The organism is Halopiger xanaduensis SH-6 (assembly GCF_000217715.1).
Lineage (GTDB): Archaea > Halobacteriota > Halobacteria > Halobacteriales > Natrialbaceae > Halopiger > Halopiger xanaduensis.
This window is the reverse complement of sequence record NC_015658.1, coordinates 334,812-352,398: the sequence shown is the minus strand read 5'-3', so window position 1 is coordinate 352,398 and position 17,587 is coordinate 334,812. Positions and strand designations below refer to the sequence as shown.

General features: G+C 65.4%; 14 protein-coding genes. 9 read left to right on the top strand and 5 right to left on the bottom strand.

What is annotated here, in order from left to right; translation table 11 throughout:
- Nucleotides 1-236: 236 nt before the first annotated feature.
- The 7 genes from HALXA_RS19200 (at nucleotide 237) to HALXA_RS19170 (ending at nucleotide 9,335) form a co-directional block, all read left to right on the top strand.
- Nucleotides 237-1,619, top strand: coding sequence for an aspartate aminotransferase family protein (locus HALXA_RS19200; RefSeq protein WP_013875924.1), 1,383 nt, complete (start codon nucleotides 237-239; stop codon nucleotides 1,617-1,619).
- Between the two features lie 22 nt (nucleotides 1,620-1,641).
- Complete coding sequence (locus tag HALXA_RS19195; RefSeq protein WP_013875923.1) at nucleotides 1,642-2,031, top strand: Rid family detoxifying hydrolase; 390 nt, start codon at nucleotides 1,642-1,644, stop codon at nucleotides 2,029-2,031.
- Nucleotides 2,032-2,169: 138 nt separating this feature from the next.
- Nucleotides 2,170-3,450 carry an amidohydrolase gene (locus HALXA_RS19190; protein ID WP_013875922.1) on the top strand — a complete coding sequence of 427 codons (1,281 nt, stop codon included), beginning with the start codon at nucleotides 2,170-2,172 and terminating at the stop codon, nucleotides 3,448-3,450.
- 121 nt (nucleotides 3,451-3,571) lie between these two features.
- Nucleotides 3,572-4,219 (top strand): hypothetical protein, encoded by a 648-nt coding sequence (locus HALXA_RS19185; protein WP_013875921.1) that lies wholly within the window; start codon nucleotides 3,572-3,574, stop codon nucleotides 4,217-4,219.
- A 385-nt stretch (nucleotides 4,220-4,604) separates the two neighbouring features.
- Nucleotides 4,605-6,251: a BCCT family transporter gene (locus HALXA_RS19180; protein ID WP_013875920.1), complete on the top strand. Its 1,647-nt coding sequence runs from the start codon at nucleotides 4,605-4,607 to the stop codon at nucleotides 6,249-6,251.
- A gap of 136 nt (nucleotides 6,252-6,387) precedes the next feature.
- Nucleotides 6,388-7,752 (top strand): class-III pyridoxal-phosphate-dependent aminotransferase, encoded by a 1,365-nt coding sequence (locus HALXA_RS19175; RefSeq protein WP_013875919.1) that lies wholly within the window; start codon nucleotides 6,388-6,390, stop codon nucleotides 7,750-7,752.
- Between the two features lie 179 nt (nucleotides 7,753-7,931).
- Nucleotides 7,932-9,335 (top strand): aryl-sulfate sulfotransferase, encoded by a 1,404-nt coding sequence (locus HALXA_RS19170; protein WP_013875918.1) that lies wholly within the window; start codon nucleotides 7,932-7,934, stop codon nucleotides 9,333-9,335.
- 45 nt (nucleotides 9,336-9,380) lie between these two features.
- Here HALXA_RS19170 and HALXA_RS19165 read toward each other — a convergent pair whose 3' ends face one another.
- From HALXA_RS19165 to HALXA_RS19155, 3 genes are all read right to left on the bottom strand, one after another.
- Entirely contained in the window at nucleotides 9,381-9,740 is a 360-nt protein-coding gene (locus HALXA_RS19165; RefSeq protein WP_013875917.1) for a hypothetical protein, read from the bottom strand.
- Between the two features lie 128 nt (nucleotides 9,741-9,868).
- The gene (gene ilvA, locus HALXA_RS19160) at nucleotides 9,869-11,122 is read right to left on the bottom strand and encodes a threonine ammonia-lyase (RefSeq protein ID WP_013875916.1); all 1,254 of its coding nucleotides are present in this window, start codon (nucleotides 11,120-11,122) and stop codon (nucleotides 9,869-9,871) included.
- Nucleotides 11,119-12,444 carry an amidohydrolase gene (locus tag HALXA_RS19155; RefSeq protein WP_013875915.1) on the bottom strand — a complete coding sequence of 442 codons (1,326 nt, stop codon included), beginning with the start codon at nucleotides 12,442-12,444 and terminating at the stop codon, nucleotides 11,119-11,121. The genes ilvA and HALXA_RS19155 overlap by 4 nt, the downstream gene beginning before the upstream one ends.
- Nucleotides 12,445-12,568: 124 nt before the next feature.
- On the opposite strand from HALXA_RS19155, the gene HALXA_RS19150 reads away from it, so the two are divergent.
- Both HALXA_RS19150 and HALXA_RS19145 read left to right on the top strand, forming a co-directional pair.
- Nucleotides 12,569-13,546 carry an NAD(P)-dependent oxidoreductase gene (locus HALXA_RS19150; protein ID WP_013875914.1) on the top strand — a complete coding sequence of 326 codons (978 nt, stop codon included), beginning with the start codon at nucleotides 12,569-12,571 and terminating at the stop codon, nucleotides 13,544-13,546.
- A gap of 16 nt (nucleotides 13,547-13,562) precedes the next feature.
- A complete protein-coding gene (locus HALXA_RS19145; RefSeq protein WP_013875913.1) occupies nucleotides 13,563-16,757 on the top strand; it encodes an FAD-binding and (Fe-S)-binding domain-containing protein in 3,195 nt (1,064 codons plus the stop codon).
- Nucleotides 16,758-16,836: 79 nt separating this feature from the next.
- On the opposite strand, the gene HALXA_RS19140 is transcribed toward HALXA_RS19145, so the two are convergent.
- Nucleotides 16,837-17,271, bottom strand: coding sequence for a PIN domain-containing protein (locus HALXA_RS19140; protein WP_013875912.1), 435 nt, complete (start codon nucleotides 17,269-17,271; stop codon nucleotides 16,837-16,839).
- A complete protein-coding gene (locus HALXA_RS19135) occupies nucleotides 17,272-17,523 on the bottom strand; it encodes an AbrB/MazE/SpoVT family DNA-binding domain-containing protein (protein ID WP_049895563.1) in 252 nt (83 codons plus the stop codon).
- Nucleotides 17,524-17,587 lie beyond the last annotated feature (64 nt).

Genomic DNA, 17,587 nt, shown 5'->3' with positions numbered 1-17,587 from the left:
ATTAGATTGGGATCGAGATAGCTATGAGAAATACGGGTCAGTAGAGTATCTATGGCGCTATAAATCCACTATAGGGAATCAAATAGGAGTCAATGAGATCATACATGTATGAAATATGTCTGCTAACTCTATCATCTATATTTCACGTGATTCTCCTATTTGTAACCGGTATCTGTAGACGGTCTGTATGGTTAGTGTGGACAAATTATTAATACCTGTTTCACTTGGAGTGACGTATGACGGCAGGACCGCCGATCGACGAACTCCACTTCGACGAGGCACCGAACGTCGACTCCGTTCCTGGGCCGAAGACCCGGTCGCTGCTCGAGAAACAGGAGGAGATCGACAGCAGCGCAGTCGCGTACCCGAACGACATCCCGATCGCGTTCGAGGAGGGAAAGGGGGCGACGGTGCGCGACGCCGACGGCAACACGTACATCGACCTTTTCGCGGGGATCGGCGTCCTCAACGTCGGCCACGCGAACCCCTACGTGTTAGAGGCCGTTCACGAGCAGGCCGACAAGTTCGTCCACACCGTCGACTTCCCGACCGAAGCGCGACTCGAGTTGATCGAGAAGTTGGACGAGATCGCGCCGGACGGACTGCAGGGCAACAACCGCGTCGTCTTCGGCGGCCCGACGGGCAGTGACGCGATCGAAGCCTCGATCAAGCTGGCCAAGTACAACACCGGCGGTGACGGCCTCATCGCCTTTCGCGGCGCCTACCACGGCGCGACGACCGGCGCGATGAGCGTCACGTCGAACAAGAAGTTCAAGGGCCACTACACGCCCCTGCTCTCGGACGTCGTCCACGCGCCGTATCCGCATCCTTTCCGCCAGGACAAGACGCCCCAAGAGGCGGTCGATCACGCCTTAGAGGAGGTCCAGGCGATCGTCGAGGATCCCTACGGCGGGCTGGCGAATCTGGCGGGGATCATCGTCGAGCCCATCCAGGGCGAGGGCGGGATCGTCACGCCGCCAGAGGGATTCCTGCAAGGGTTGCGCGATATCGCGGACGACAACGACGTCGTGCTCGTTTTCGACGAAATCCAGAGCGGCCTCGGCCGGACCGGCGAGTGGTGGGCCAGCGACTGGGCGGGCGTCGCGCCCGACGCGATGACCTCCGCGAAGGCGCTCGGCGGCGTCGGCTTCCCGCTCTCGGCGACGATGTACAGGGAGGAACTCGACACGTGGGGGTCGGGCGACCACGCCGGGACCTACCGCGGCCACGTCGTCGGCATGCGCGCCGGGACCCGTGCAATCGAGTACATACAGGAGCACGACCTGCTCGCCCACGCCCGCGAACTCGGCGAGTACATTCAGGGTCGACTCCGCGAGGCCGCCGACGGCACGGAACGGCTGGCCGACATCCGCGGCAAGGGACTGTTCATCGGGGCCGAGTTCGTCGACGCGGACGGCCGGCCGGACGGCGACGTCGTCGACGCGATCCAGCAGTACTGCTTCGAGCGCGGCGTCCTCGTCTGGACGGCCGGCCGCCACGGAAACGTGCTCCGATTCCTTCCGCCCCTCGTGCTCACCTACGATCTGGCGGAGACGGCGCTGGACGTCGTCGTCGAGGCGATCGAACACGAGATCGCGGAGGCAAAGCGAGCCGCCTGACGTCGCCACTCGAGCCCCAGCTATGGCAGACACCGACCCGATCGAAACCGACGGCGCACCGAGCAACGACAACCCCTACTCGCAGGGCGTCCGCGCCGGCGACACCCTGTACGTCTCCGGCTACGGCCCCGTCGATCCTGACACTGGCGAATCCGTCGACGGCGACATTGAGGTCCAGACCAAGCGCATCCTCGAGAACATCGCCGCGGTGGTCGACGAAGCCGGCGGCGACGGCCTCGCGGACGTCGTCAAAGTCACGGTCTACCTGACCGACCTCGAGGACTACGAACGGGTGAACGAGGCCTACGGGGAACAGTTCGGGGACAAACCGCCGGCCCGCGTCTGCGTCGAGGTCTCGCGACTACCTGAGGACGTCCGCGTGGAGATGGACGCGACGGCGTACCTGGGCTAGCCGCCGGTCGGTTCGACGGCCAACCTCCGGACAGCTGACCGAATTTCGAATCGACGAGCGGTCCGTACTGAACATTCGTAGCCTGGATACGATTATCGAGTATCGTTAAGTAGATCCCGCTGGTACGTTTGGGAGACAATGGCATACAAGGTCCGAAACAGGTTGCGCGAATTACGACGCGCGTTTCACCGTCATCCCGAACCGGGGTGGCGGGAGTTCAAAACGACGGCTCGCGTCGTCGAGGAGCTCGAGCGGCTCGCGGTCGACAAAATCGCCGTCGGCCGGGAGGCGATGGCGACCGACGCGCGGATGGCCGTCCCCGACGAGGACGAACTCGAGCCGTGGCTCGAGCGGGCTCGCGAGGCCGGCGTCAGCGAGGATATTCTCGAACGGATGGCCGGCGGCTACACGGGAATCGTCGCGGTCGTCGACCGGGGCGACGGACCGACCGTGGGGCTGCGAGTCGATCTCGACGCGATCTCGATGGCGGAGTCGACGGCCGACGATCATCGGCCGGTCGCGGAGGGCTTTCGCTCGGAACACGACGGCTACATGCACGCCTGCGGCCACGACGCCCACATCGCGATGGCGCTCGGGACGATCGAGGCGATTCAGGAGAGCGACTTTTCGGGGACGCTGAAGGTGTTCTTCCAGCCCGCCGAGGAGATTTCCGGCGGCGGGAAGGCCATGGCCGAGGGCGGCTACCTCGACGACGTCGATTACCTGCTCGCGTTGCACGTCGGCCTCGATCACCCGACGGGTGAGATCGTCGCCGGCGTCGAGAAGCCGCTGGCGATGGCTCACTTGACGGCGACGTTCGAGGGCGCCAGCGCACACGCCGGAAAAGCGCCGAACGAGGGAGGGAACGCGATGCAAGCCGCCGCGACGGCGATCCAGAACGCCTACGGGATTCCCCGCCACAGCGACGGGATGACCCGCGTCAACGTCGGCTACATCGAAGGCGGCACCGCGAGCAACGTCATCGCGGAGGAAATCACGATGGAGGCGGAAGTCCGCGGCGAGACGACCGGCCTCATGGAGTACATGCGGACGGAACTCGAGCGCGTCTGCTACGCCGCGGCGGAGATGCACGACTGCGACGTCACGCTGCGAGTTACCAGCGAGTCGCCCCGGGCGGACAGCCACCCGGCGCTGCGCGATCTCATCGAACGAACGGCTCGGGGCGTCGCCGGCGTCGAGCGCGTCGTGCCGACGACGGAGTTCGGCGTCAGCGAGGACGTTACCTACCTGATGAACCGCGTCCAGGACAGCGGCGGTCTCGCCTCGTATCTCCTCGTCGGAACGGACCATCCGACGAACCACCACACGCCGACGTTCGACATCGACGAGCAGAGTCTCGAGATCGGCGTCGACGTCCTCACCGAAACTGCGGTCGAGCTCTCCCAGCGGCCAGTCTGACCGCTTCCACTTCAACAATCCTCCGTCCGTGATCTTCGTTGCTTCCGGCAAGCGGATGTCATTACCGAATCAAATCCTGTAGAACAGAAACGTTAATTCGCGAGCCACCTGTGTGTGTGGTATGAGTCAGGACGACGTTCCGGCGTCGCTGCAGACGGCGGCGGATTCGGATCGGCCGCGCGGCATTCTCACACCGTCCGACCGCGACTTCTTGCTCGGGCGGAAGACCGATTACAAGGACCACTCGAAGAAACAAAAGCGCAACCGCATCCGGCGGCGGGTTCGAAACGCGATTCTCGATTTCAGCATTCTGTTCGAGTACATGGAGGAACGCGACCGCGAGACGGTGTTCGATCCCGACGACGAGGATCGCGACGCCTACACGCAGGGGATCACCGACATGCTGGCCTTCCTCCACCTGGGAACGATGGGTTATCACACGCCGTTCAAGGACATGCTTTCGGAGGGCGTCGGCAAGGCCGAACAACGCCTTGCAGGGTCGAACTACCGAATGGTTAACGTCGAGTTCAACGTCGACCCGGTCGGCCAGATCGACGTCGACGAAGTCATCGCAAAACTCGAAAACGAGGAGTTCGCCCAGCTCACCGACGAGGAACTCCGGGCGTTCGTCCGGCTGCTGACGATGTCCGACGCGTTCTCGCCCGAAGACACCCGCGAGGAGATCAAAGAGCGCGTCGACGAGTTTTCCGATCGAGTCGCCGAGAGTGCCGCAGTCCGCGACGAGAAACTCGAGGAACTGACGAACTAACGGCCGCCACCGAACCCGGTTTCACTTTCCGTATTTTTGATCTCGAGCCCCTTCTCGTAGCAACGTATTTCCCGAACCTTCTCTCACGATATAGTCGGTTATTGAGGGCTCGACCCTACTTTTCTATTGCCGGTATTTGACTGATTATACAACGTATGGCCTTCCTTTCCTGGGTAAATGGGGGATAGACATCCAAGTAATGCGCGATAGTCCAGTATATCTGACCGACCAGGTGGTAAACGCTATTCGTATATTTGACTCGAGAGTGAGAAACGCTTATTGTATACGGCGTAAATGGATGTGGTATGCCATCGCCAATCATGGCAAACGGTAGGTGGAGTCATGGCCAACCGGCGAGCGGTCGATCGAGTCGGGGTGATACCGGATGAGCGACGCCGAGAAGGGGCCGGTCGATACGTTCTTCGAGGAGATCGATCCGATCGTCTTCGCGTTCGGTGCGCTGCTTACCGTCGGCGTGATCGGGGCGTTCTTCGCCAACGAGAGTCTGGTGACCGAGACGATCGGGACCGTCTACGACTGGGTGGTCACGTATCTGAACTGGGCGCTATTGGTGATCGTCTTCCTGATCGTCCTCTTCCTGTTATTCTTGATCGTCGGTCCGTGGGGAAAGATCAAGATGGGGGACTCGGATCCGGAGTACAGCTTCTTGTCGTACTTCGCGATGCTGTACTCCGCGGGATTCGCGGCGGGCGTTGTCTTCTGGGGACCCACCGAGGCGCTGTTCTACTACGATAACCCGTCGCCGCTGTTCGGCGTCGAGGGCGGGACGAGCGAAGCGGTTCCGATCGCGATCCAGCAAACGCTGTTCCACTGGGCGCTTCCCCAGCTAGCCGTATTCACGATTATGGGACTCGCGATCGGCTACTTCGCGTACAATTACGAGGACGTCCCGCTCCGCGTCTCCTCGGCGTTGACGCCGATAATTGGCGCTGAGAACCTTGACGGTCCGGTCGCGAAAGTCGTCGACATCCTCGCCGTCTTCGCGACGATCGGCGGCGTGGCGACGTCGCTCGGCTTCATCGGCAGCCAGTTCATCGCCGGCCTCAATTATCAGTGGGGTATCAATCTCGGGAACGCCGGGATACTCCTCGTAGTGACGACGATGACGCTCCTGTTTACGATCTCGATGGTGCTCGGGGTCGATAGAGGGATCCGTCGGTTGTCGAACTTCAATATGATCCTGTTCGTCACGCTCATGCTCGCGACGTTCATTCTGGGGCCGACGCTGTTCTTGCTCCTGCTCGGCTCGCAGGCGCTGGGAGGCATGATCGCCGACTTCACGTCCATGAGCCTCTACACCGGTGCTGGTTCCGACGGCGGCACGGGCTGGATGAACACCTGGACGGTCTTCTACTGGGCGTGGGCGCTCTCGTGGTCTCCGTTCGCTGGCTTGTTCATCGCCCGCATCTCGAAGGGTCGGACCGTCCGAGAGGTCGCGTTCACGGGGATCGGCGCGACGTCGGCGGCGACTATCCCGTGGTTCACGTTCGTCGGCGGGACTGCCCTCCGGTACCACCACACCGGAACGGCCGACTTCAGCACTGTGATCGCCAATAACACGCCGGAAGTGTCGGGCTTCATCCTCTTCGAAGCGTTCCCGTTCGGAACCGTGTTCATGATCGCGTTCATGATTCTCGTGACGACGTTCTTCATCACGTCGGCCGACTCCTCGACGCTGGCCGTCTCGATGATGACGACGGGCGGCAAGGCGCACCCGTCGAATATCAATCGGATCTTCTGGGGTGTGGTCCTCGGCATGACCGCGGCGATCCTCATGATCATCGGCGGTGAGGGCGGGACGAGCGCGCTCCAGAACGCGGTTATCATTACCGGTGCACCGTTCGCCTTCGTCTGCTTCGCCGCGATGCTCTCGCTCATCAAGGACTTCGGCTCGTCGTACGGCCGCGTGCTCCTACAGGACGAGACCGTCCTCATCGGCTCGAGCAGAACGAGCGACGCCGAATCGCCGCCGACCGGACCCGGCGGTCCCGTCGAATCGGACGACGACTGAGCCGGTCGCGGCCTTCCACCTCGTCGGCTGGCATCCATTCTCGCTCGCCGTCGGCAGAACCGTCACTGCCGTTCCCGGCCGATATCCTCGCCAATCTATAACAAGTTTTAATGTATGGCGTATACATAATCTGTATATGAATAGGGACGCAGCCGAACCGGACGTCGGCGCCTTCCCCGGCCCCAACGCGAAGCGGTGGGTCGAGTTCCACCAGTCGAACTCGGCGCCCAGCGAGTACTCCCACGAGTTCGTCTGGGATATTACCCGCGAGGCCGACGGCCCGTTCGTCACCGACGTCGACGGGAACGTCCTGCTGGATTTCACCTGCCACATCGGCGCGGCGCCGCTCGGCTACAACAACGCGAAGCTCGCCGACAAGCTCGAGGCGTTCGACCTCGTCGAGCCGATGAAGATCGCCGGCCAGGACATGTACTTCGGGGCCGGCCCCACCCCCGAGGAGTCCTCGGTCCCGGGATCGAGCCACCTCATGGACGCGCTCACCGAAGTCTCGAGCCAGTACGGGATGGACACGGTCTTCCTCTCGAACTCCGGCGCGGAGGCGATGGAGAACGCGATGAAGATCACCCACGACTACCGCGCGCCCTCGACGTACGGGGTCGCCTTTTCGGGGAGTTTCCACGGCCGAACCCTCGGCACGCTCTCGATCACGAAGTCGAAGGACGTCTACACGCGCCGCTACCCGCAGCTCAGCGGTACCGAAACGGTGCCGTTCTGTGCGGATCGGGGCTGCGACGCCGACAGTTGTGACTGCGGCTTCTTCGCCGGCGGCGACTCGCAGCTCCGATCGATGCTCGCACCCGAGGGCGGCCACATAGATCCCGACGAGATCACGTTCCTCGCCCTCGAGCCGATTCAGGGCGTCGGCGGCTACCGGTTTCCCAGCGAGGCGTTCATGGAAGAAGTCGCCGCCGTCACCGACGAGTACGATATTCCGCTGGTCGTCGACGAGATCCAGTCGGGCGTCGGCCGCACCGGCGAGATCTGGGCTTCGGATCACTACCCGATCGAGCCCGACGTCATCGCGAGCGCGAAGGCGCTGCGCGTCGGGGCGACCATCTCCCGCTCCGAGGTCTTCCCCGAGGAGAAGAACCGGCTCGGCTCGACGTTCGGCGGCGGCGACATCCTCGGCGCGATGATGGGGACGTTCACGCTCGAGGCCATCCAGGAGCACGATCTGCTCGCGAACGCAACCGAACGCGGCCGGCAGGCAAAAGAACTCCTGCGCGACGACGCCCCCGACTACGTCGAGGACGTCCGCGGCAAGGGACTGATGCTGGCCGTCGAGTTCGACACCGCCGAGCGCCGGAACGCGGTCGTGAAGGCCGCGCTCGAGCGCGGCCTGCTGACGCTGGGCTGCGGCAAGAAGACGATTCGGCTGCTCCCCCCGCTGGACTCGACGGAACGCGAGATCGAGTTGGGGATCGGGATCCTTCTCGAGGCGATCGAAGCCGTCGGGCCGAGCGCGAAAGTGGCCGATTGAGGGGGACCGTTCGATCGTCGGGCAGCGGCTTTTGCTCGAGTGCCCGTTCGGTACGCCTGCGCACCGAGCGCCATGCGGACGGAGGCGTAAGTAAAAAGGAGGAAGTCCTCACATTCGATGTCGTACGATCAGCGCCTCGATCCGGTCCGGCAACCCGCCCGCGTTGATCGGGATGGTCCATGACTGCGCTCTCGATTCCGCCGCTCGGTCGCCTCCGATCGCTGGGTACGCGGACTCGGCTCAGAGTCGGGTTCGCAATCCTCGTGGTACTCTCGGCCGCCATCGTCGCGAGCGCGGCCTCAGGCGGCCTCTCGACGGCGTCGAAAGAAGCGGTGCCGGCGGCCCCGCCGACGGAGAACCACACGGTCGTCACCGAATCGGGACGCGTCGGCACGATCACCGCGTACGCGCCCGACGGCGACGTGATCTACTACAACAACTCGCGAACGAAGTACTTCGACGTCGATCCCGTCGAGGGCGATCCGCTGACCGTCGAGTATACGGCGACGGAGACGATCCACACGAAGGGTCCGACGTGCACCAGCCCACCGTGTGCGCTGAACGTCATCGAACGGGCCGACTTAGAGACCGGCGAGGTCGAGGTCGTGTACGAGCGCTACGACCGCAAGGAGCTCGCGGCCGAGTGGCACGACTCGACGCGGATCAACGAGTCGCACGTCGTCGTCGCCGATATGATCGCCGATCAGGTGTTCATCGTCAACACCGAGACGGGGATCGTCGAGTGGCTCTGGGACGCGCAGGCCGACTTCCCCCTCGAGAGCGGGCACGCGTATCCCCGCGACTGGACGCACCTCAACGACGTCGAGTACATCGAGGAAGGCGAGCACGAGGGTCGAATCGTGGCCAGTCTCCGGAACCAGGATCGGGTCGTGTTCCTGGATCCGGAAACAGGGCTGGTCGAGGACTGGACGCTCGGAATCGAGGACGACTACGATATCCAGTACGAACAGCACAATCCCGACTACATCCCCGAATCTCGCGGCGGGCCAGCGATCGTGGTCGCCGACTCCGAGAACGGCCGCGTCCAGGAGTTCCAGCGCGAGGACGGCGAGTGGGTTCGAACCTGGCAGTGGGCCGACGATCGCATGCAGTGGCCTCGAGACGCCGATCGACTTCCCAACGGGAACACGCTGATCACCGATACCCACGGCAACCGCGTGCTGGAGGTCGACCCGTCCGGCGAGATCGTCTGGCAGGTCGAATCGATGCTCCCCTACGACGTGGAGCGCCTCGAGACCGGCGCCGAAAGCACAAGCGGGCACAGCGCGGCCGAACTCGGCCTCGAGTCCCGGACGCCCGCCGATGCCGACGCCGATCGCGAAGCCGGCGGCGTCGGATTCCGCCCGCTCGAATTTTTCGGCGGCGTTCTCGAGTCGGTCCTTCCCTATCGAATTTACAACGCGCTGATCTTCGTCGCGCCGGTCTGGATCGGCAAGGCCGAAGCCGCCGCCATCGCCGTCGGACTCCTCTCGGGGGTGACCTGGACCGCGCTCGAACTCGGGTGGCGGCTCCGCGATAGTAGTCTCACCGTTCGCTCACCGGTCTATCGCGACCGCGAGTGACACGTCGATGTCGGTTCCGACCGCGCGGAGAGCAGCACCGGCCGATCAGCGAAATCGAACGAGCTCTCGGACGTTCCGCCGGTCGGCAACTACCGACCGAAGGGAGCGCGGGAGCGACACCGTTTGCCAGATGACGCGCCCGACAATCGCACCGAGCGAAGCGATAAGCAGCAGCGAGCAGAAGTACCACGGTTTCGACTGCACGACCGCGAGCCCTCTCGCGGACGCGGGCACGACGCCGAGCGCCAGCAGATAGAGCGTCGTGAGGAGAGCGAGCGACGACCGGCGATACCCGTGCCAGTAGACGATGCCGACGAGAACGCCCGCGAGCAACCCGAGTTGACCAGAATGGAGTTCGGGAATCGTGCTGAAGATCGACGAAAGAACGGTCTCCACGGTAGCCATAAGTGCGGTGTTCTAGTCGGGTTCCTCTGTGACTTGCCCTGCACTTCGACAGACACTATAACACCCCCGATCGTGCCGGACGGACCGCTCTCGCGGTCGCGGGCCGCGATGCTCGAGCCCTCGCCGAATCAATCGAGCGAGCGCTCGAGCACCGATACGCCCTCGAGCCCATCCAGCAGCTCGAGCACGCCCGCGAGATGGTCGGGGCCGCTACCCGCGAAGCCGACGGTAACCGGGACCCGGTTCGGTTCGTCGACCGGGGTGCGCCGGGCGCGCTCGAGGGCGTCCAGTTCGGCGCCCGCCGATTCGACGGTCTCGGCGACATCGCCCACAGTCGTCGGCCAGCCCGCGACGGCCAGTCTGGCCTCGACGTAGCGCTCGAGTTCGTGCAGGCCGGTGCGAGTCAACTCGGCGTGCTCGGTGAGGTCGACGTTGCCGCCCGAGATCACGATCCCGACGCGGTCGCCCTCGAGATCGAGGTCCGTCTCGTCCGACAGCGCGGCAGCCAGCGGCGCCGCCCCGGCGCTCTCGGCCACGGTCTTCGCGCGCTCTGCCAGGAGCGTCACGGCCGTCGCGATCTCCGTATCGCTGACGGTGACGACGTCGTCGACGACCTCGCGGGCGATCTCGAACGTGGTCTCGAGCATCCTGGTGTCGGCGATCCCCTCCGCGACCGTGTCGACGGCCTCGAGTTCGCGGATCTCGCCTCCCTCGAGCGACGGCTTCGCGTGGGCCGCCCCCTCGGGCTGGACGCCGATCACGCGGATCTCGGGATCGCGTGCCTTCAGTACCGTCCCGATCCCCGAGATCAGCCCGCCGCCGCCGATCGCGACGAGGACGGTGTCGGGATCGGGGTATTGCTCTAGCAACTCCGGGCCGATCGTCCCCTGCCCGGCGACGATCGCCTCGTCGTCGAAGGGGTGGACGAAGGTCTCGCCGGTCTCGTCGGCTCGCTCGAGGGCGTACGCGTAGGACCGCTCGTAGATGTCGCCCTCGACGATGACCTCGGCGCCGTAGCCGCGGGTCGCCTCGATCTTCGCCGCGGGCGTCACCGCGGGGACGACGATCGTCGTGTCGATGTCGAGCAACTGGCCGGCCAACGCCACGCCCTGGGCGTGGTTACCCGCGCTCGAGGAGATGACGCCCGCCTCGCGCTCGGCCGCCGAGAGCTGGCTCATCTTGTTGTACGCGCCGCGGATCTTGAACGAGCCCGTCCGCTGGACGTTCTCGAGTTTCAACCCCACGGAGGCCGCGCCGCTCAGTTCGGCGAAGGTCCGAGACGTGTCCAGCGGCGTTCGGTGGACGATGTCGTCGATGCGCTCGCGGGCATCCTCGACGTCCTCGAGGGAGACGAGTTCCTCGGCACTGCCTTCCCTGTTCATTCTCCGCCCCTGCGGTCGGCGCCCTCGCGGTCGACCCGCGAAACGGGATGCCGCCGCTCGAGTTCCCGGATCGAGTCGACGAGAACCTCGACGCCGTGCTCGAGACTGCGCTCGTCGACGTCGAACGTCGGCGTGTGGTGGCTCGTCGGATGGTCGGTGCCGACGATGAGGTACGTCGCCAGTCCGCCGTCGCGCTGGACGCGGTCCATCAGGAAGGTGGCGTCCTCGCTGGCGCCGAAGTCGGCGGCCTCGAGCACGCGGTCGATTCCTCGAACCTCGCGGGCGATATCGCTTACCAGCGCCTGCAGTTCCGGATCGCTATCGGCCCGCGGCGACTCGCTGACGACGTCGAACTCGGCGCGGCAGCCGTGCATTCGAGCCGCGTTTTTCACCGTCCGCTCGAGGCGGTCCTTCACGTACTCCATCAGCGCCGTCGTTTCACCCCTCGCTTCGGCCTCCATGTCGGCGCGCTCGGCGATGATGTTGCTCGCGGTACCGGCCTCCGCTCGGCCGACGTTCACGCGGGTCATCCCGTCGCTGTGACGGGGAATGCCGTAGGCGTTCTCGATCGCCGTCCCCATCGCGTGCATCGCGTTGTCGCCCTCGTTGGGGGCCTTCCCCGCGTGTGCGGAGGTCCCTTCGATCGTCAGGTCGACGTGGCACATCGCCAGCGGCTTTTCGATTCCCGCCACGACCTCGCCGGTCGGATGGTCGAGGCCGACGTGGACGGCCAACAGGTAGTCCAGCCCGTCCGCGAACTCGCTTTCGGCCATCGGACAGCCGCCGCCGCTGGTCTCCTCGGCGGGCTGGAAGAAGACCACGAGCCGACCCGCGAAGTCGCTTTGCTTGATCGCCTCGAGGACGGCCAGCCCCCACGTCATGTGGACGTCGTGGCCGCAGGCGTGCATCGTGCCGTCGATCTGCGAGCGGAAGCCCTCCGCCGCGGGTTCGTGGTCTTCATCGGCGGATTCCTCGATGAACAGCGCGTCGATGTCGACTCGTAGCCCGATCGCGGGACCTTCGCCCTTCTCGAGGACGGCGACGGCGCCGGTGTTGCCGCCGCTCATCCGCTCCAAGAGGGCCTCGTCGGCGCCGCGTTCACGGGCGCGTTCGATCCACGGCTGGATCTCCTCGTCGTCGGGGACGGCCATCCGATCAGCGGGGTCGTAGGCGTCGGGACCGACGGCCAGTTCGTCGACGCCGATCGCCCGGATCTCCTCGACGAGTCGTGTAGTCGTGTAGAACTCGCGCCACGCGGGTTCGGGGTGGCGGTGCAGGCTCCGTCTGAGCGAAACGAGGCGATCCCGTATTGGCTCGTTCATGCGAGGTACTGACGTGCCCCAGCGACTTAATTATACACAGTCAGTGTTAACGGCAGATACACAAAAAGGATAAGAGAATCGGTGACAACCGTAGGGTAACGCGTCGCTCCGACGCGGGTCACCCATGAGTACGAACCCGGACATCGTCGTTCTACGAGAGGGGACGGAAGGGCTGTCGATGGAATCGTACGCCGAGACGCTCCGCGACCGGTTGCCCGAGCACACCGTCGCGCTCGCGCGGACGCCGAAAGAGGAGCGCGAACTCGTTCCGCAGGCGCGCGTCGTGACCGGCATCACGATCGACGAGTCGCTGCTCGAGGCGGCCGATCGGCTCGAGCTGTTCGCCTGCACGTTCGCCGGTACCGATCACGTCCCGATGGACGCGCTGGCCGAGCGCGAGGTCGCCGTGACGAACGCGGGCGGGATCCACGCGCCCGGCATCGCCGAGCAGACGATCGCCAACATGCTCGTCTTCGCCCGCAATCTCCACGAGGGCTGGCGGCGCAAGCGAAACGGCGAGTGGCGCCACTTCCAGTCGTCCGAGTTCACCGACAGCACGGTCACGGTCGTCGGCCTCGGTTCGATCGGCCAGGCGGTCGTCAAGCGCCTCGAGGGGTTCGAGGTCGAAACGATCGGCATCCGCTACACGCCCGAGAAGGGCGGTCCCACCGACGAAGTGCTCGGCTTCGAGGAAGCCGATATCCACGAGGCGTTTTCCCGCAGCGACTACGTCGTGCTGGCCTGCCCGCTGAACGACCTCACCTGCGGGCTCGTCGGCGAAGAAGAACTCGCGACGCTGCCGCCGAACGCCGTCCTCGTCAACGCGGCCCGCGGCGGTCTCGTCGACACCGACGCGCTGGTCGCGGCGCTGCAGTCCGAGGGCATCCGCGGCGCCGCGCTTGACGTCACCGACCCCGAACCGCTGCCCACCGACCACGAACTCTGGGACCTCGAGAACTGTCTGCTCACGCCCCACACCGGCGGCCACACGCCGAAACACTGGGACCGGCTGGCCGACATCGTCGCGGCCAACGTGGCCGCGCTCGAGGCCGACGAGGACGAGGCATTCGAGAACGTCGTCTACCGACCGGAGTCGAACTGACCAGTGACGAGACACGATGGCGACCGAACATCCTGATTCGACGACCGACCGCGGCGACCGTTCGTCGACGACCGACCACAGCGACCGGACGTCGACGCCCGACGAGACGGTCCTCGGACCGCCCGCCGATCCGCGCGCCGACGATCCGGCCGCGGATCCGCGAGCCGACTACGACTACGTCGGCGGGGAGATCGACCGCCCCGACCTCGTCGCGGCGCTGCGCGAGCGCATCGACGGCGAGGTCCGCTTCGACGAGTACTCCCGACAACTGTACGCCACCGACGCCAGCGCCTACGAGCAGACGCCCGTCGGGGTCGTCCTGCCGCGGTCGACGGCCGACGTCGCGAGCGTCGTCTCCTACTGCGCCGCCGAGGGGATTCCCGTGCTCCCCCGCGGCGGCGGCACCAGCCTCGCCGGCCAGGCGGTCAACGAAGCCGTCGTTCTCGATTTCACATCGCACATGGGCGACGTGCTCGAAATCGACCCCGAAACCCGGCGAGCGACCGTTCAGGCGGGCGCGGTGCTGGCCGACCTCAACGGCGAACTCGAGCCGCACGCCCTCAAGTTCGCGCCGGATCCCGCTGCGGGGAACCGCAGCACGGTCGGCGGCGCCATCGGGAACAACTCCACGGGCGCCCACTCGCTGCAGTACGGCAAGACCGACGCCTACGTCGAGGCCTGCGAGGTCGTCCTCGCCGACGGCACCGTCGCGAACTTCGGTGAGGTGACCGTCCGCGAACTTCGCGAGCGGGCCGATTCCGACGGCGACCTCCTCGAGCGAATCCACGCCGCACTAGCTCGCGTGATCGACGAGGAAGCCGGCGCGATCGCCGACGCCTTCCCGCAACTGAAGCGCAACGTGTCGGGGTACAACCTCGATCGACTGGTCGCGGAGGCCTACGGCGACCCCGACGCCTTCGACGAGCGCGGGGAGGGTTCGATCGAAATCGACGGCGATTCCGAGCCCGACCCCGACGCCACCGTCAACCTCGCCCGCGTCTTCGCCGGCAGCGAGGGAACCCTCGGCGTCGTCACGGAAGCGACCGTCTCGCTCGAGCCGGTCCCCGAGACGACGTCCGTGGCGCTGTTGACCTACCGCGACCTGCTCGAGGCGATGGCCGACGTCGACACCATCGTCAGAAATCACGATCCGGCCGCCGTCGAGGCGATCGACGACGTCCTAATCGGTCTCGCACGGCGGACGGAGGAGTTCGCCGACCTCGTCGAGCGGCTTCCCGAGGGCACCGAGACGGCGCTGCTCGTCGAGTTCTACGCCGAGGACGACGAGCACGGCCGCGAGCAGGTGGCGGAGCTGTTGGCTGATCGGCTGCCGGACGACGATCCGATTCTCGACGACGCCGACAGCGACGACGCGGCGCCGGTCCGCGCCTTCGACGCTCTCGAGGCCCACGACCCCGAGGGGATCGCCGAACTCTGGAAGCTTCGCAAGAGCGCAGCGCCCATTCTGCTCTCTCGCACCTCCGACGAAAAGCACATCTCGTTCATCGAGGACACCGCCGTCCCCACCGAGAACCTCGCGGACTACGTCGCCGACTTCCGCGAGGTGCTCGAGGACTACGACACGTTCGCGAGTTTCTACGCCCACGCCGGCCCGGGCTGTATGCACATGCGGCCGCTGGTCAGCACCAAGACCACGGCCGGGCTCGAGGACTTCGAGTCGCTCGCGGACGACGTGACCGACCTCGTCGTCGAGTACGGCGGCAGCGTGTCGGGCGAACACGGCGACGGCCGCGCGCGCACTCAGTGGAACCACAAGCTCTACGGCGACGACGTCTGGGACCTGTTCCGCGAGCTGAAGACGGTGTTCGACCCCGACTGGCTCCTGAACCCTGGTACTGTCTGCGGCGACCACGACATGACCGAGCACCTGCGGTTCGACCCCGACTACGAGTTCGACCCCTCGCTCGAGCCGACCCTCGAGTGGGACAACGACAACGGCTTTCAGGGCATGGTCGAACTCTGTCACGGCTGCGCCGGCTGTCGCGGCGAGCAGGTGACCACCGGCGGCGTGATGTGTCCGACCTACCGCGCGGCCGAGGAGGAGAGTCTGAGCACGCGCGGCCGGGCGAACATGCTTCGGGCCGCGATGAGCGGCGACCTCGAGACCGACGCCACCGACGAGGAGTTCTTGGCGGAGGTGATGGACCTCTGTATCGGCTGCAAGGGCTGTGCGCGGGACTGCCCGAGCGAGGTCGATATGGCGAAGCTCAAGGCCGAAGTCGAACACGCGGCCCACCGGAAACGCGGTGCGAGCCTCCGCGAACGACTGTTCGCGAACGTCGACCGGCTGAACGCCGTCGGTTCCGCGCTCGCGCCGCTGTCGAACTGGGCCGCGTCGCTTCCCGGCGCCGATCTGCTCGCCGAGAAGACGGGCGGCATCGCCCGCGAGCGCGACCTGCCGACCTTCGCGAGCGAGAGCTTCGAGGACTGGTTCACCGACCGCGGCCCCCGCATCCCCCTCGAGGAGGCCGACCGCACGGTGCTGTTGTTCCCCGACACGTACACGAACTACAATCACCCGCGGGCCGGCAAGGCGGCCGTGCAGGTCCTCGAGACGGCGGGCGTCCACGTCCGGATCCCCGACGGCGTCGCGCCGACGGGCCGGCCGGCCCACTCGAAGGGGTTCCTCGACGTCTCCCGCGAACGGGCGCGGACGAACGTCGACGCGCTGGTGCCGTTCATCGAGGACGGATGGGACGTCGTTCTCGTCGAACCGTCGGACGCCGTGATGCTCCAGTCGGACTATCTGGACTTGCTCTCGGGACTCGACGTCGAACGGCTCGCCGCGAATACCTACGGCGTCTGCGAGTACCTCGACCGGTTCGACCTCGCCGCGGCGTTGCCGACGGACCGCGCCGATCCCGCAGAGACCCTGACCTACCACGGCCACTGCCACCAGAAGGCCACCACGAAGGACGGCCACGCGGCGGCGGTCCTCGAGGCGGTCGGCTACGAGGTCGACGCGCTGGATTCGGGCTGTTGCGGGATGGCCGGCTCGTTCGGCTACGAGGCCGAACACTACTCGCTGAGCCGGCGGATCGGCGAGATCCTGTTCGATCAGATCGACTCGAGCGACGGCGATCGGGTCGTCGCGCCCGGCGCGTCCTGCCGAACGCAGCTATCGGATTACGACGGCTGCGACGACCCGTCGCATCCGATCGAAGCGGTTGCGGCCGCGCTCTCGCAGTAAGTCTCGAGGGCGGCGCTCGGGCGGTGTCTCGTTTTCTTCACCGTGAACGTGCCGGATGGTCCCGCTCGAGAGTACCGGATTAACTCGGGTCATACGGGTTCGTCGCCGTCTCGAGTCGATAGATATCGTCAGCGACATCGAAATCGTCGTCGAGAGCGTAGAGGTAACCGAGTCCTTCGGTTTTCATGTACGCAACGATGCAAGCGTCGACGAACGAGAGGGGTTCGTGCTGCCGGAACAGCGCTTTTCCCGTCGCGAGAGCGTCCGCAGAGAGCGAATCGATGTGGAAGCGTGCGTTTTCCTCGATGCGGTCGAGCAGATCGACGGCAGCACCGTGTCCGGCGTGCGTCGTGAGTCCGTTGAGCGTTTCCGCGAGTACGTAGTCGAGGACGACCGCTTCCGGGAGGGATCCGTTGTCGATACCGCGGAGCACCGGAAGCGCAGTCCCGTGCGCGCTATCCCGTCTGTAAGCGGCTGCGAAGAGGACCGACGTATCGACGAGTGCGCGAGGCATTTACTCGCCGTCGACGCCCCAGGCATCGTGGTCGGTCGTCACGTCGGTCGCTTCCGTCCCGTCGTAGCCGTCGAACTCGGCGAACGTTCCGCTTTTCTGTCGGACGACCTCGACGCGGGCGCTCCCGTCGTCCTCGAGGCGCCAGCGAAGCTGATCACCGTCGTCGATATCGAGTTCGCGACGAATTCTGGACGGAATGTTCGCCTGATTTCCCGAAACTTTGCTCTCGGCATCGACCCGTTCACTGCTCATACTCATCGGTACGGGATTCGATTTGAAAAACCTAGTGTGGCCGCACACTATACAGCACCTAGGG